Consider the following 12,666-nt stretch of genomic DNA (forward strand, 5'->3'; position numbering starts at 1 on the left):
AGGAGAACTTCATAAATGTGGAAAAAGGGTTGCGATCATGTAGAGCCCAAAAAATGAAGTTGGTGATCCTAATGAATGACGCACATACCGAAGCCGTAAATCAAACTATTCAATATATGAAGAAGCATCTGGACGAGCCCATGACTACCGAGCAGCTCGCTGGTCTAGTGGGATATAGTCCCTTCCATTTCTCCAGAGTATTCAAACGAGTAACCGGCATATCGCTCCGGCAATACCTGTCCGCGCTCCGGGTTGAAGCCGGCAAAATCGAGCTCCTTCAAAGTCCTTCCCTGCTCGTGAAAATCGGAATGAGCATCGGTTTGGCAAGTCCCGGCACATTCAATACCCGCTTTAAGCAGTTTGTCGGCCTGTCTCCAAAAAAGTTCCGCACCACCACGGAGTCCCTGCATCGTTACGTGAATCAATATGAGCACAAGCCATTAACCTGGACAGAGGAAGAAAGGCATGCTCTGCCCCGGATTCATTGCCGGATCGAAGCTCCCGAGAGGTTTCGCGGCATGATTTACGTCGGTCTGTTCCCAAGACCCGTACCCGATCAGAAGCCCGTAACCGGTACGGCCGTCAACCTCAAGAACCGGACCTGCACGTTAACCGGCATCCCGGCCGGTACGTATTATGTGCTGGCAGCGGGCATCCCCTGGAGCCTCAATCCGCGGGATTATTTTCTGCTGAGCAAATCCTTGCGAGGCAAGCTGGAGGATCCTGTCCATATCGACGAAGGAACCGATCTCGCCGTGAAGATTACCTTGCGCGAGCCTCTGCCCTATGACCCGCCGATTGTTGTGAATCTGCCTCTGCTCTTGTTTGAGAAGGATCGGAATAACAGCGCAAGGTAGAAGAATTTTCGAATCGCCTATCCCTTTATAATGGAACTGCAAGAAGCGTTATCCCAAAAGAAATGAGCGCTATATGATGGAGGATTAAACATGACCATTATTCAAGAAACCGTGATTCAGGCCGATGTGCAGCTCCTCTGGCGAGCATGGACGGAGTCTGCGAGGATAACCGAGTGGTTTGCGCCGGCTGCGGAAATTGAACCGAAGACGGGCGGAAAGTTCGAGCTTTATTTTAACCCCGCCAATCGTGAATCGATGTGCACCGCAGGCTGTAACATTTTGCAGTATGATGAGCCTCGTACCCTCGTGTTTGAGTGGAAAGGACCTGATCCCTTTGCGGAAACGATGAATCAGGGGGAGTTGACCGTGGTCAAGGTGTCTTTTTGGCCTGAACAGGACGGCTGTACAAGAATCACCTTGGAGCATACGGGCTGGAAGGATACCGAAGCGTCGCTGCAAGCCCGGGAATGGCATGTGGATGCATGGAAAGGCATGCTGACCAGCTTAAAATCCAGCATTGAATCCGGTGAAGGCATTCTATGCTGCCAGTAAGACAAGCCATAAACTAGAGGAGAGTATGACCTATGCCAAATCTTTGTGTTTTATCAATCAATGTCAGCGATATGGCTCAAGCCACGCGATTTTATTGTGACATTCTAGGATTTGAAGTTTCCAAGGCTTATGATGATCAGATCACCAGTTTGAAACATGAGGGCATGTCCCTTATTCTGCAAAAATGCGATCGACCTACGAAAACCGATTACCCGCATGAAGCCCAGGTTATTATCGGACTCGAGACGGCTGATGTAAGCGCAGCGATCGCGAACTACAAATCGCAGGGCGTGGAGGTCATCTTTGATACCCCGCAGCCGTGCCCTCCCGGTCTATACAGCGCGATCCGGGACCCTTTTGGCAATGTGATCGAACTGCTGGAGTTCACGGAGTAATCGTCCGTTTGGAAGAATCATGGTTTATCGGCAATACGAAGTGAAATCCATTTAAACGCTCGAAGGATACGCTGCATGTAGCAGGTGTCCTTCTCATATGAAGGTCAGCCGGAGAACCTGGTTGGCCTTTTTGGTTGAGCTGCCGAAACTTGTCTCTACCATTCCTGAACCGTCTGTTAATATTGAACCCGATGCGGGTAAGAACATATTAATGTTAACGCAGAAGACGACGCGTGGGCAGATTAGGAATCGCCGGTTTCGGAAATAATAGGAACTCGAACTGATATATTAATGACACAAGGGGAAATTCATATGGATATGACACCAGAACAACGCGTTACCCTGCATGGGTTCAACAACTTGACGAAATCGCTCAGCTTTAATATGTACGATGTCTGCTATACGAAGACCCGAGAAGAACGGGAAGCATACTTGGAATATATTGATGAACAATATAACGCAGATCGACTCACGAAAATATTGAGCCATGTGGCCGAAATCATCGGAGCGCATGTCCTGAACATTGCCAAGCAGGATTATATCCCGCAAGGCGCCAGCGTAACAGTGCTTGTATCCGAGGGTCCTGTCGTGGAGGTTCCGGAGGAATCCTATGACGAATCGCCGGGGCCGCTTCCGGATAACGTCATCCTGCAGCTCGACAAGAGCCACATTACCGTTCATACGTATCCGGAATTCCATCCGGATGAGGGAATCAGCACCTTCCGGGCCGATATCGACGTGTCAACCTGCGGGGAGATTTCACCGCTTAAAGCCCTAAATTACCTGATCCACTCTTTTGATACGGATATTATGACGATCGACTATAAAATTCGGGGCTTCACTAGGGACATTCACGGACACAAGCTGTTTATCGACCATGAGATCAGCTCCATTCAGAACTATATTCCGGACGAAGCCAAGGATCTGTTCGATATGATTGACGTCAACGTATACAAGGAAAACATTTTCCACACGAAGTGCAAGCTGAAGCAGTTTGACCTGGACAATTATCTGTTCGGTTACACGAAGGATAAGTTGTCCGATGCCGAGCAGCAGGAAATCACCGAGCGCATCAAACTGGAGATGGACGAAATTTATTACGGTAAAAACATGGACCGCAGTTACTGATTATGGGCTCCAGATGTGATGTCACCAACATTTGCTTCTATACAGGAAACACGAATGAATCAAAACCAGGCTGGGCTCATAGGAGCCCGGCCTGGTTTGCAACTTCTATCGCTTCGTCCCGGTTGCGGACGCCCAGCTTGGCATACAAGGTTGAAGCATAATTCCGTACAGTCCCGTCTGAGAGATACAACTTCATCGCAATCGCTTTGTACCGCAATCCTTGGGAGAGATACTTCAGAACCTCAATCTCCCTTGGTGTCAGATCATAAGACTTCAGCAGTGGAGACGACCCTGGATCGACTTCCATGACGGATGCAGTGCCATCCTCTTCCTTCATGAAAACACCCACTTCACCATCGAAAAGCTTAGCCGAGATCGCCGGATTCATTAAAGTTCCGCCACGATACACGATTCGTATGTTCTCGGCAAGCTCACGCGGCTTCATCGACTTCAGCAAATAACCGTCCGCTCCGCTTCGCATAACCTCCGCAGCTTTTCCCCTCTGCTCAAATGTGGTGAATATGATCACCTTCACTAACGGCCAACGTTGTTTGATCAACTTCGTCGCTGTAATGCCATCCAGCACGGGCATCTCCAGATCCATGAGCACCAGTTGGGGGTTAAGCTTCTCACACAAGTCCAAGGCATGTTCCCCATGTTCAGCACATCCTACCACCTCAAGATCCTTCTCCGATTCCAGGATGATGCCGAGACTCTCCCTGATAAAAGGTTCATTATCCACCAATAAAAGCCGGATGACTTCATCTGCAGGTTCGGAAATTCTAGGCAAGCTGCAGGTCACAACGGTTCCTGCCTCAGGAGTCGAATATACCGATACTTGGCCTTGAAGGCGATAGGCCCTTTCCTTCATGGCGCTTAAACCGAAACCTTCCTGGATTTGCACGCTACCACTGCCGTTATCCAGAATTTCAAGCCGGGTCTGCTGCAATTCGAATTGAAGCACGGCGTCAACCCTCGTCGCATTACCGTGACGCACACTATTCGTTAAGGACTCCTGAAGACAACGGTAGAAGGTCATTTTGGCCTGCCGGGATACCGGGTACTCTTCACCAAGCACTCTAAGTCCTACCTTTACCCCGGTATTGCGCTCGAAATCCTCTGTCACCTGTCTCAGTGACTGCACCAAGGGAAGCTGCTCTTGCGGTGAATCCAGCTCATGCAAATACCCTCTGACCTCATCCAGGCTTCTCCGCGTCAGTTCCAGCAGATTGGACAGCTTGCGCTGAGCTGCTACATCCGTTTCCGTAGAACGAAGCGTTTCCAAGCCCATGATGACCGCCGTATACGTATGGCCCATGGTATCATGCAGTTCCTTGGACACGCGTTCCCGTTCTTCCAACAGCGTGACCCGTTCGATTTGAGATAAATACTGCTCCAATATCGTATTATGTGTCCGAATTATTTCGTTCTGGCTGTAGTTGGCCATCAACAGATGAAAGGCAAATCCTAATGCAAACGCAAAAGCAACATGCTCTATCATCAGTATCAAATCCGTTGACGGGGCATACAGCTTGATCAGTATTGGAACCAAGATAGCCGCAAGGGGGCCTGTCCATCTGTACGTCGTTCCATAGCTGTTCGCAGCCATCAGAAAAGCCGGAATGATAAACGACAAGTAGGCCCCCGGGAATAAGGAAGTCAAATAAACGGCGATTCCGCCTGATAATAAAATCTCGGTGATCAAATATGCTTTATGATTCAGAAGCAGACACAACCAGGGTATCGAGAAGGCTGCCAATTCCCACATGACGACGATCCATAACGCTGCGGTAAACTGGTTCCTGAACTCTATACATGTGATGATCAGGGAGATGCAGCCCATCATGCGAATAAAGAGCATCGCCCAGTCGTACCACTTCCATTGTTTCACTATATCAAACAAAAGCTTTCACTCCCTGCAGTTCCTTCACGGTTCCTCCCTAATATGACACGGCCCCAACAGTGTGTCTACCTCCAAACCGAAAACATCCACTGCGTGTACCGGCCTGTCCATCTCGCCGCTCCCTTAGCCGCCCATGACCCTGCATAAGCAAACAGAAGGCCGACTCCCATCATAAGCAGGGACTTGGGCAAGGTATCGATGCGAATAAGTCCTACGTTGATATCCGCAAAGGAACTGATACATGGGGCCAATATCCATAGAATGGGAACGATAAAGAAGATAACGGCACTGAACAAACTAGCGATGCCAACGATAAACTTCAGCATGAGTACCGATACGGCTTTCCAATTTCGGATGTCCGACAGCTCCACTTTAGCCTGACTCCAGTAGGAGCCGGATGATGTTCTCTTCATAACAGGTTCGATCGTTATGTCCGTATAAAACTTCGCCTGAATCCGATCGTAATTCATGAAGGTCCGTGACGTTCGCATTACAAAGGTGAGAACCGGTATCCCGATCAGGGTGAAACTCATGCTGAAGCCAAATACAAGGCCTACAAGATAGTAGCAAAAGTAAAACACTCCAGTTCCAAAAGTCAGCATCAAAAAACAAAAGTTTAGCAGGTACTCCCTCAGCCATTTCTTCATAGATTAGACTCCTTTCATGTCTTTATGACCTTGATATTTCTGTATCCTACTGCACTCGTTGTCATGTGTAACAGTGTCAAAATGTCATATGACACGCCTTCCCAAAGAAGTGACCGAATGTTACTGACCCATATGACACACCATCAGCCATACTGATCCTCATGGAACCATAACCCGGGGGCAGTTCGCTGACCTGCTGATCCGCTCCCATGGTTGGTACATGTTCCCTGACATGATCGATGCTAATCAACAGCAACTACTACACCCTTCCGCTAGCCTCGAAATAAATTAGGGATCATAAGTTCATGAATGATCAGCAGTACCGGGCGGAGGTTGCCAGACAAAATACAACGTACATCCAGCCCTTTTACATCGGCTTTTATTTCGCATCCGACACGGACTTCTCAGCGGTTCTCGTCCCCATCTACCAATCGCCCGGAATGCTGCTCCAGGGAACAAGCACTGAAGTTTCTATATCAATTCGTTTCTCAGCTAGGGGAGAATAAGAAACCGGAGGCGATATCGGATAGAGCCCGAATGAATTTGTCGTACCAGGCCGAGATGATCATCAACATGTGGAAGTAGTTTATCACCTGAGAGAATCGTTTTTGCTAAAAAGCCGTCTGCCAGATCCGGATTACTTCGGATCTGCAGGCGGCTTTTTCTTATAAGGGTACTATTAAAATTGAACCGAAAATCCGTTGAACCGGTGAATGCCCGTTCCAAATCGGACAAGGTCTTTTTCCCGCAGCTCTTGAACTGCCTCTTTCACCACGGACAGCAATGCCGGATCCAGCCCAAGCGTATTGTGAGAACCGTAGATTCGCTTTACACCATCGATATTCGCGATCCGCTCCAGCGAGTTTACGAGATCCTCCGGACTTGTCGTTGGATAAAAAGCATATACCGGCGTTTCATCATACAACAAATCCCCTGTGAACAAATAACCTCGGTTTATATCAAATACCGCAATATGTCCGGGAGAATGGCCCGGTGTGTGGTAAATGACCAAGCTCCGCCCGCCCAGCTCGATGACGTCTGTATCCCGGAGAATACCGGCCGGCTGGCCCTGATAAGGGGTATAGGTTGCCGGATCGAAGGAAGACGGTACAGGTCTCGTGATATCGCGTGATATGTCCTTGCGGATTTGTTCAATGGAAAGCTTCTTAATCCCGCTAACGAGCCAGTCCTCCTCTGCCTCATGTACATAAATCTCCCCGTACTGCCCATGACTGCCGATATGATCTGCGTGAACATGCGTGGTTAGCACCATAATAGGTAAATCCGTCAGCTGATCCGTCATCCGCCTCATGTTGTCGATGCCAAGTCCCGTATCGATCAATGCAGCTCGCTCGCTTCCTATCAACAGAAACGAATGCACCTTCTCCCAATGTCCGTATTCGCTGATCGCAAATGTGGTCTCATCCAGCTGCGATACGGTAAACCATGCATCATCGATAACGACGTTGTATTGATTATTCTCCATATGTAATTCCTCCCCCATCAAGGATTATCGAATGGTTATATCCTCCTGATCATCTTGAAATGCGATCAACGACATATAGTAATTCTTCTCTTCTGCGGACAAAGGCACACTGCCTGTTTCGGCCATCTCCATCGTAAAGTGTTTATTCATGAGCTGCTTGAACTCGTCCACAAAGGCATGGAAGCTCTCCTTCGTTGCGTGAAAGCGGTAGGTTCCTGCAATGTTTTTTCGATGTTGTTCGCTCGCGCTGTCCAAGGTAAAAGAAGAAGCCGGTGCGCTCTCAATTTTCGTTCGAGTAACATCGAGTGTCTCCATAAACACCTGTCTGGACGTTTCTACCAAATCCAGGCTTGGCAGCAAATGATCTTCCGGTATGAAGCGGCTTGCGACGGCGCGATAGTATTTCTGCACGATACCGTTCTTCTCTTCCTTCCGGACCACATGAATGATGCCGTGCTTCTCCAGCTCTTTCAGATGAAAGTAAATATTGTTCCGCGTAATGTCCAGTATCTCGGCTAGCTGCTGTCCAGTGTAGGCATCCTTCACGAGATTCATCAGTATTTTGGTACGCAGGGGATCGGCAATCGCTTTGAGCTGCTCATGGGATTTAATTCTATAGACACCTGTCATTTTTATTTTAACACCTCCGTACATTTTACCGGTAAAATTAATTTTACTGTTATTCGTTTTCCATCCTATCATGATTTTTACCCGTGGGTCAATCTTATACGCAAACTGGAAACCGAGCACGAGTCAACGATGATACGATTAGGCAATACTGTTATAAAATGAAGGAAATCACGCTGAGAGGTCCCGACTTATAGCACAACAAGCATGTTCCCCTTAAACAGCTGAATTATGATATATTATCCACAATCGTATGTACTATCATTATGATGTTCAAAGGATGTGCCTTAATGTTTGACCCGACGATATTCGAAAATTTAAAGGTTGGCATCGAGAATGCGGTCTACGATCTCGACAACCTCGATGAAATCATTCGCGTTACCGATCGGAAGGATCTCCTGGATATGGCGACTTTGTCCAGAAGTTTTAGCCTCCGGTTCGAGCTGGCTACGCCATCCACAACTTCGGCCGAAATTTGCCTGGAGACCGGGCTTCGGGATTTGGCGGCCGAGATCTTGGAAATTCCGGAAGGTCAGCCGGCCTGCGAGCTGAAGCTCCGCTTTCATATAAACATCGCTGATGCTTCCATAGCGTGTCCGGCGATCGCCCAGATCATGAAGGAGATATGGAATCCGGAGCTTCCGCCGCTGCAAACGATACGGTACGCCTACAGCGATGATCCGGTACCCCTTCACAACACGATCGAGCTGCGCTTTCCCCGCAGGATCAACGAAGAACAGATGGGAGATATCCCGAATATCTTGGAGTTCGTGCTTCGTACGTTGGGGGAATTAGACCGGATATAACTTCCCATATAAAGATAACGGTGATATCTCATAGAAGAAGCCTGCCCGCTATCATAGCGGACAGGCTTTTCGACTTATAATATATTAAGCAACAACCAACCGGATCCAGATGTCCGAAGGATCTAGAACGGCCCAGACGTCATCGCGCTGCTCCAGGCGCAGCCCCGCCTCACGGATACGGCCGGTTACCGCCTCAAGCTCCTCTTGACTCGGAAGCTCAATCGTATAATCTTCCATACCCGCAGCGCTCCTTGGCGTGTTCGGTACACCGATTCCTGCCCAAACATTGAGCCCGATATGGTGATGGTATCCCCCTGCGGATATAAACAACGCAGCGCCGCCATAATGGGCTGTCAGCTCAAAACCCAGAACATCGCAATAAAATACGCGGGCATCGTGCAGGTTGGACACATGGAAATGCACATGCCCGATAACCGTCTCTTCAGGAAGTCCGTACCATTCCTTGTCCTTGGAGAGAGCCAGCAGTCCCTCTACATCAACAGGATCCGTGGTCATCACATATTCCCCTTTGGCATCACGCTTCCAGGTATCCCTTGGCCGGTCGGCATAAATCTCGATGCCGTTTCCGTCCGGATCATTAATGTACAATGCTTCACTGACCAGATGATCGCCTTGGCCGACAGGAATGTTATGCGCGATCAGATTGGCAAGCGCAAGCCCGAGCGATTCCCGATTCGGAACCAGGATCGCAAAATGGTATAGTCCTGCCGTCCGGGTCTGCGGTCTCACCAGATCTTGAATTTCCTCAATAATCAGCAGCGGCTGCTTGCCGTCTGCCGTCAATTCGGCAACCCGGCCATGCTGTCGAAGCATTTTCAAACCGACGACTTCTGTATAAAAGCGTACAGATTGTGCCAGATTACTGATCCGCAGAGAGATCGGCCCGAGCTTTGTGGATGGATGTATAATGGCAGTCATATTCTCACTCCTTAGAATGTTGTTGTTTGTTTTTTTCATAAAATATATTCAGGTCTACGACAGGCTCAACTTGTAATCAAATCAGTTACATCTTACTTGTAATCATTATAGTTACAGGACATCCTTATTGTCAAATCCAGTAATTTACAAATAGATCGAAAAGCCGCCAACGGTTAACCAAAAGAAAACGCCCATCCTGCATAGGATCGGGCGTGTGATTTTCGCTTATTCACTTGATGTTCCATTCGCAGAGGCATAAATTTTCCGGACGATTTCTTCCAGACTCACCTCATGCAGCGTGTTCTCCATGGCCTTCTGGGCGGCTGAAAAAACCGGGATGATCGCCGTTTGAATATGTTTGCCAACAGGACATTTCGCGTCTGAATTCTCGTGAATGCCAAACAGGGAATCCTCCTGCACGACATGAACGGCATGATAAATGTCCAGCAGCGTAATCTCGGACGGATGCTTTGCCAGCTTCGCTCCCGCTACGCCAGGCTTAACCTCGACCAGACCCGCTTTGCTCAGCATGCCTACAATACGCCGGATAACCACCGGATTCGTGTTCACACTCTCGGCGATATAATCTGAGGTGCTGACGCCAGCTTTATTCATCTCCAACACGGAGAGAATATGAATGGCCACTGCAAATCGGCTGCTTATGTTCATGTGACCCCTCCTGACGGACCAAATCTTCAGATGACTATCATGTAACCATCATAGTTACATTAACCCCTAAAGTCAACGGTGAAGCCGCCGTCCCATGAGCCAAAATCAGGTGTTACATATACAAATTTCTAAATAATAATGGAATTTAATGTAATTTTATGTTGATTTTCCTGAGTTTTTCACTATAATTATCACAACATGCATTGGTAAATTCACCCTATTTAAACATATTCCAGCATCCCTACATGATCCTAAAACATTCAAGGAGGAAATCCATGGATCCAAGTCAAAACCGAAACGAAACGTATTCTATCAGACGTCCTCGAAAACCTAAACGCCATATCAAACTCAAAAAATGGATAGGAATATCCTTATCCATACTGATTCTCTTAGGCGGACTAGGCTATATTTTCAGAAAAGAATTGTCCTGGATGGCGTTTCATGTTTTTTTCGCGAAAGATATCAAACATACGCTGGACCAGTCCTACAAACCCGTGGGTCCTGATTCGCCCGACCCTGTTGTGGAGGCAACGAAGCCGTTCTCGGTTTTGCTTCTGGGCGTTGATCAACGCGAGGACGAGCCTGCCCGTTCCGACACAATCATCTACTCTGTCATCCGACCTGACCTTAATAAAATATTGCTCGTCTCCATTCCCAGGGATACATACACCGAAGTCATCGGCAGGGGAGTCACCTCCAGAATCAACTCAGCTTACGCCCACGGCGGAGCAAAAATGGCCATTGATACGGTTGAGCATCTGTTTCAGCACCCTGTCGATTATTATGCAGCCATCAATTTTTATGGATTAATGGATATCGTCAATGCATTGGATGGGATTAAACTCCCCATCGATAAAGTCATCGAGAACAAAAGCACCAATCATATCAAATTACGGATCGAGCCCAACAAGCCTATTTACGATGGAACAGAGGCATTAAATTATGTCAGGTACCGGGAAGATTCGGATTTCAACCGCACCATGCGCCAGCGCATATTCCTCAGTTCCTTAATGGATCGGGTATTTGAACTGAAAAATATAACCAAAATCCCGGAGTTGATTCGTATCGGTGGCAGCAATCTTACGATGGACTTAAACTCCGATTTCATTCTCAATCTGGGCGAAAACCTATTTTTTAACGACTCCCCACCAACGTTTGAGAATTACATGCTGAAGGGAAAAGATTTAGTGATCCGCGGCGATTACTTTTATGATCCGGACGATTCGGACATCCGGTATATTCAGGAACTGCTTGCCAACTGGTCTAATGAAGAGACCAAACTAGAGGATTTAATGATCCCAGGTGCGAAGTAAAGCTGATTGCTCGAGGTTAGGTGAATCGCCTGACTAGAAGGTGAAGCTTGATATGAAATAAGCCGATCTATGCTAAAAAACCTCTCTTTCGCGTACCACGAAAGGGAGGTTTTTTAACGAATACCCTCTGCTCTTTCTAGAACATCGGAAACACGTATTTGATAAGAAAATACAAAAATCCAAAGAAAATAATCAGATAAGCCACATACTTAATCAACGTAGATGCTACCCTGCTGGAGTCGTTACGCTCCTCGATATTCCGGGTCTCGATCTCCACGTCTCGGTCACGCTGCCTGCTCATGGTCTCCACCTCCATCCGATTCTTTAGTTGCAGATGATGGTATCTCTTGACGCTTACTACTCTTTACACACACGTCTTGAGATTGAACCAATCTTCAGGTCAGAAGATGGCAAGCTTAGAAAAAGCCGATCATGGCAGGCAGAACGATAAAGGAAGCCAGCGTGGTCCACAGAATGCACCTGGATACCAGCTTGGGTGCGGCATCGTATTGTTCAGCAAGGATTACCGCATTCACGGCTGCAGGCATCGCCGACAAAATCAGGATAACCGCAAACAAGGTTCCCTCAATGGATAAAATCGCGAGCAAGCCCCAAGCCACCAATGGGCCCACCAGCATACGCATCGCCATGCCCGACCAGAACCCGCGCTTGGAGACGGCAGAAGCTCCGCCCTCCCGAACCCCAACCATCTGGGCCCCTAGGATGACAAGAGCGAGCGGCGCATAAGCCGCGGACAGCATGGAGACGCCGGTATTCAACCCTTCCGGAAGCTGAAAGTCCGTCAACCGGAAGAGGACGGCGAGTGCCGCCGCATAGACCGAGGGGAGCGTAAACACCGATTTGATCGCCTTTACAGCCGAAAAATGAGATCTCGCTGCCAGGTACACCCCTAATGTATTCATAATGATAATCTGCACGATGACATACACCGATGCTTTATCCAGCCCTGCTTGCCCGAATGCAAGCAGGACGAGAGGAAGCCCGTAATTCACGCTGTTGGTAAAAATCGTGGTCAAGGCGAGACCCGATTTCTCTGTCTGGGACAAGCCCAGCATTTTACCGGCAAAGGCACTCAGCGCCCAAAGGGCGATCACATTCAACAGGCAAAACGCAACCGTTACCGTGACCTCATTCGAGGTAATCGATGCCTTCTCCAGCGTCTCGAAGATCAGAGCCGGACTCAGCACATATAAAGAAAGGGCCGAAAGCCCTTTGGTTTCAATGCCCTTGAACCGCTTGAGTAGGGCTCCGCCGATGACGGGCAGCGATATAGGTAGGAAAACGCTATAAATCGTAGCTAGGAAAGAAGAGATCATGAGGTCC

At 48.3% G+C, this 12,666-nt stretch carries 15 protein-coding genes; 7 read left to right on the top strand and 8 right to left on the bottom strand.

From position 1 onward, the window contains the following. Positions 1-71: 71 nt before the first annotated feature. From NYE54_RS27160 to speD, 4 genes are all read left to right on the top strand, one after another. Positions 72-857 (top strand): AraC family transcriptional regulator, encoded by a 786-nt coding sequence (locus NYE54_RS27160; RefSeq protein WP_339273675.1) that lies wholly within the window; start codon positions 72-74, stop codon positions 855-857. Between the two features lie 90 nt (positions 858-947). Further along, complete coding sequence (locus NYE54_RS27165) at positions 948-1,409, top strand: SRPBCC domain-containing protein (protein ID WP_076324553.1); 462 nt, start codon at positions 948-950, stop codon at positions 1,407-1,409. A 32-nt stretch (positions 1,410-1,441) separates the two neighbouring features. Beyond that, positions 1,442-1,804: a VOC family protein gene (locus NYE54_RS27170; protein ID WP_339267544.1), complete on the top strand. Its 363-nt coding sequence runs from the start codon at positions 1,442-1,444 to the stop codon at positions 1,802-1,804. Between the two features lie 312 nt (positions 1,805-2,116). After that, the gene (gene speD / locus NYE54_RS27175) at positions 2,117-2,932 is read left to right on the top strand and encodes an adenosylmethionine decarboxylase (protein ID WP_076324555.1); all 816 of its coding nucleotides are present in this window, start codon (positions 2,117-2,119) and stop codon (positions 2,930-2,932) included. Positions 2,933-3,008: 76 nt separating this feature from the next. Here speD and NYE54_RS27180 read toward each other — a convergent pair whose 3' ends face one another. Next, complete coding sequence (locus tag NYE54_RS27180) at positions 3,009-4,835, bottom strand: hybrid sensor histidine kinase/response regulator transcription factor (protein ID WP_339267546.1); 1,827 nt, start codon at positions 4,833-4,835, stop codon at positions 3,009-3,011. A gap of 65 nt (positions 4,836-4,900) precedes the next feature. Beyond that, entirely contained in the window at positions 4,901-5,482 is a 582-nt protein-coding gene (locus NYE54_RS27185; protein ID WP_215159323.1) for a sensor domain-containing protein, read from the bottom strand. A 305-nt stretch (positions 5,483-5,787) separates the two neighbouring features. Between NYE54_RS27185 and NYE54_RS27190 the strand changes: the two genes are divergently transcribed. Continuing rightward, a complete protein-coding gene (locus NYE54_RS27190; RefSeq protein WP_339267549.1) occupies positions 5,788-5,988 on the top strand; it encodes a hypothetical protein in 201 nt (66 codons plus the stop codon). A 173-nt stretch (positions 5,989-6,161) separates the two neighbouring features. On the opposite strand, the gene NYE54_RS27195 is transcribed toward NYE54_RS27190, so the two are convergent. Both NYE54_RS27195 and NYE54_RS27200 read right to left on the bottom strand, forming a co-directional pair. Next, the gene (locus tag NYE54_RS27195; RefSeq protein ID WP_339267551.1) at positions 6,162-6,968 is read right to left on the bottom strand and encodes an MBL fold metallo-hydrolase; all 807 of its coding nucleotides are present in this window, start codon (positions 6,966-6,968) and stop codon (positions 6,162-6,164) included. 24 nt (positions 6,969-6,992) lie between these two features. After that, the gene (locus NYE54_RS27200) at positions 6,993-7,598 is read right to left on the bottom strand and encodes a winged helix-turn-helix domain-containing protein (protein WP_339273676.1); all 606 of its coding nucleotides are present in this window, start codon (positions 7,596-7,598) and stop codon (positions 6,993-6,995) included. Positions 7,599-7,885: 287 nt separating this feature from the next. On the opposite strand from NYE54_RS27200, the gene NYE54_RS27205 reads away from it, so the two are divergent. Then, complete coding sequence (locus NYE54_RS27205; protein ID WP_339267553.1) at positions 7,886-8,401, top strand: hypothetical protein; 516 nt, start codon at positions 7,886-7,888, stop codon at positions 8,399-8,401. Positions 8,402-8,485: 84 nt separating this feature from the next. Here the strand turns inward: NYE54_RS27205 and NYE54_RS27210 are convergent, their stop codons facing one another. Both NYE54_RS27210 and NYE54_RS27215 read right to left on the bottom strand, forming a co-directional pair. Then, a complete protein-coding gene (locus NYE54_RS27210) occupies positions 8,486-9,340 on the bottom strand; it encodes a VOC family protein (RefSeq protein ID WP_339267555.1) in 855 nt (284 codons plus the stop codon). A gap of 225 nt (positions 9,341-9,565) precedes the next feature. After that, positions 9,566-10,009 (bottom strand): Rrf2 family transcriptional regulator, encoded by a 444-nt coding sequence (locus tag NYE54_RS27215; protein ID WP_076324561.1) that lies wholly within the window; start codon positions 10,007-10,009, stop codon positions 9,566-9,568. A gap of 275 nt (positions 10,010-10,284) precedes the next feature. Between NYE54_RS27215 and NYE54_RS27220 the strand changes: the two genes are divergently transcribed. Continuing rightward, the gene (locus tag NYE54_RS27220; RefSeq protein WP_339267557.1) at positions 10,285-11,322 is read left to right on the top strand and encodes an LCP family protein; all 1,038 of its coding nucleotides are present in this window, start codon (positions 10,285-10,287) and stop codon (positions 11,320-11,322) included. Between the two features lie 136 nt (positions 11,323-11,458). Here NYE54_RS27220 and NYE54_RS27225 read toward each other — a convergent pair whose 3' ends face one another. Continuing rightward, positions 11,459-11,623 (bottom strand): hypothetical protein, encoded by a 165-nt coding sequence (locus NYE54_RS27225; protein ID WP_164817510.1) that lies wholly within the window; start codon positions 11,621-11,623, stop codon positions 11,459-11,461. Between the two features lie 115 nt (positions 11,624-11,738). Further along, positions 11,739-12,659, bottom strand: coding sequence for an AEC family transporter (locus NYE54_RS27230; RefSeq protein WP_339267559.1), 921 nt, complete (start codon positions 12,657-12,659; stop codon positions 11,739-11,741). Between the last annotated feature and the right edge of the window lie 7 nt (positions 12,660-12,666).

Source organism: Paenibacillus sp. FSL K6-1330 (genome assembly GCF_037976825.1).
In the GTDB taxonomy this organism is placed as follows: Bacteria; Bacillota; Bacilli; order Paenibacillales; family Paenibacillaceae; genus Paenibacillus_AQ.

Bases quoted from the DNA above. Each gene is read 5' to 3' on its own strand.
- NYE54_RS27160 (WP_339273675.1), top strand. From the start codon at position 72: ATGAATGACGCACATACCGAAGCCGTAAATCAAACTATTCAATATATG.
- NYE54_RS27165 (WP_076324553.1), top strand. From the start codon at position 948: ATGACCATTATTCAAGAAACCGTGATTCAGGCCGATGTGCAGCTCCTC.
- NYE54_RS27170 (WP_339267544.1), top strand. From the start codon at position 1,442: ATGCCAAATCTTTGTGTTTTATCAATCAATGTCAGCGATATGGCTCAA.
- speD (WP_076324555.1), top strand. From the start codon at position 2,117: ATGGATATGACACCAGAACAACGCGTTACCCTGCATGGGTTCAACAAC.
- NYE54_RS27185 (WP_215159323.1), bottom strand. From the start codon at position 5,482: ATGAAGAAATGGCTGAGGGAGTACCTGCTAAACTTTTGTTTTTTGATG.
- NYE54_RS27190 (WP_339267549.1), top strand. From the start codon at position 5,788: ATGAATGATCAGCAGTACCGGGCGGAGGTTGCCAGACAAAATACAACG.
- NYE54_RS27195 (WP_339267551.1), bottom strand. From the start codon at position 6,968: ATGGAGAATAATCAATACAACGTCGTTATCGATGATGCATGGTTTACC.
- NYE54_RS27200 (WP_339273676.1), bottom strand. From the start codon at position 7,598: ATGACAGGTGTCTATAGAATTAAATCCCATGAGCAGCTCAAAGCGATT.
- NYE54_RS27205 (WP_339267553.1), top strand. From the start codon at position 7,886: ATGTTTGACCCGACGATATTCGAAAATTTAAAGGTTGGCATCGAGAAT.
- NYE54_RS27210 (WP_339267555.1), bottom strand. From the start codon at position 9,340: ATGACTGCCATTATACATCCATCCACAAAGCTCGGGCCGATCTCTCTG.
- NYE54_RS27215 (WP_076324561.1), bottom strand. From the start codon at position 10,009: ATGAACATAAGCAGCCGATTTGCAGTGGCCATTCATATTCTCTCCGTG.
- NYE54_RS27220 (WP_339267557.1), top strand. From the start codon at position 10,285: ATGGATCCAAGTCAAAACCGAAACGAAACGTATTCTATCAGACGTCCT.
- NYE54_RS27225 (WP_164817510.1), bottom strand. From the start codon at position 11,623: ATGAGCAGGCAGCGTGACCGAGACGTGGAGATCGAGACCCGGAATATC.
- NYE54_RS27230 (WP_339267559.1), bottom strand. From the start codon at position 12,659: ATGATCTCTTCTTTCCTAGCTACGATTTATAGCGTTTTCCTACCTATA.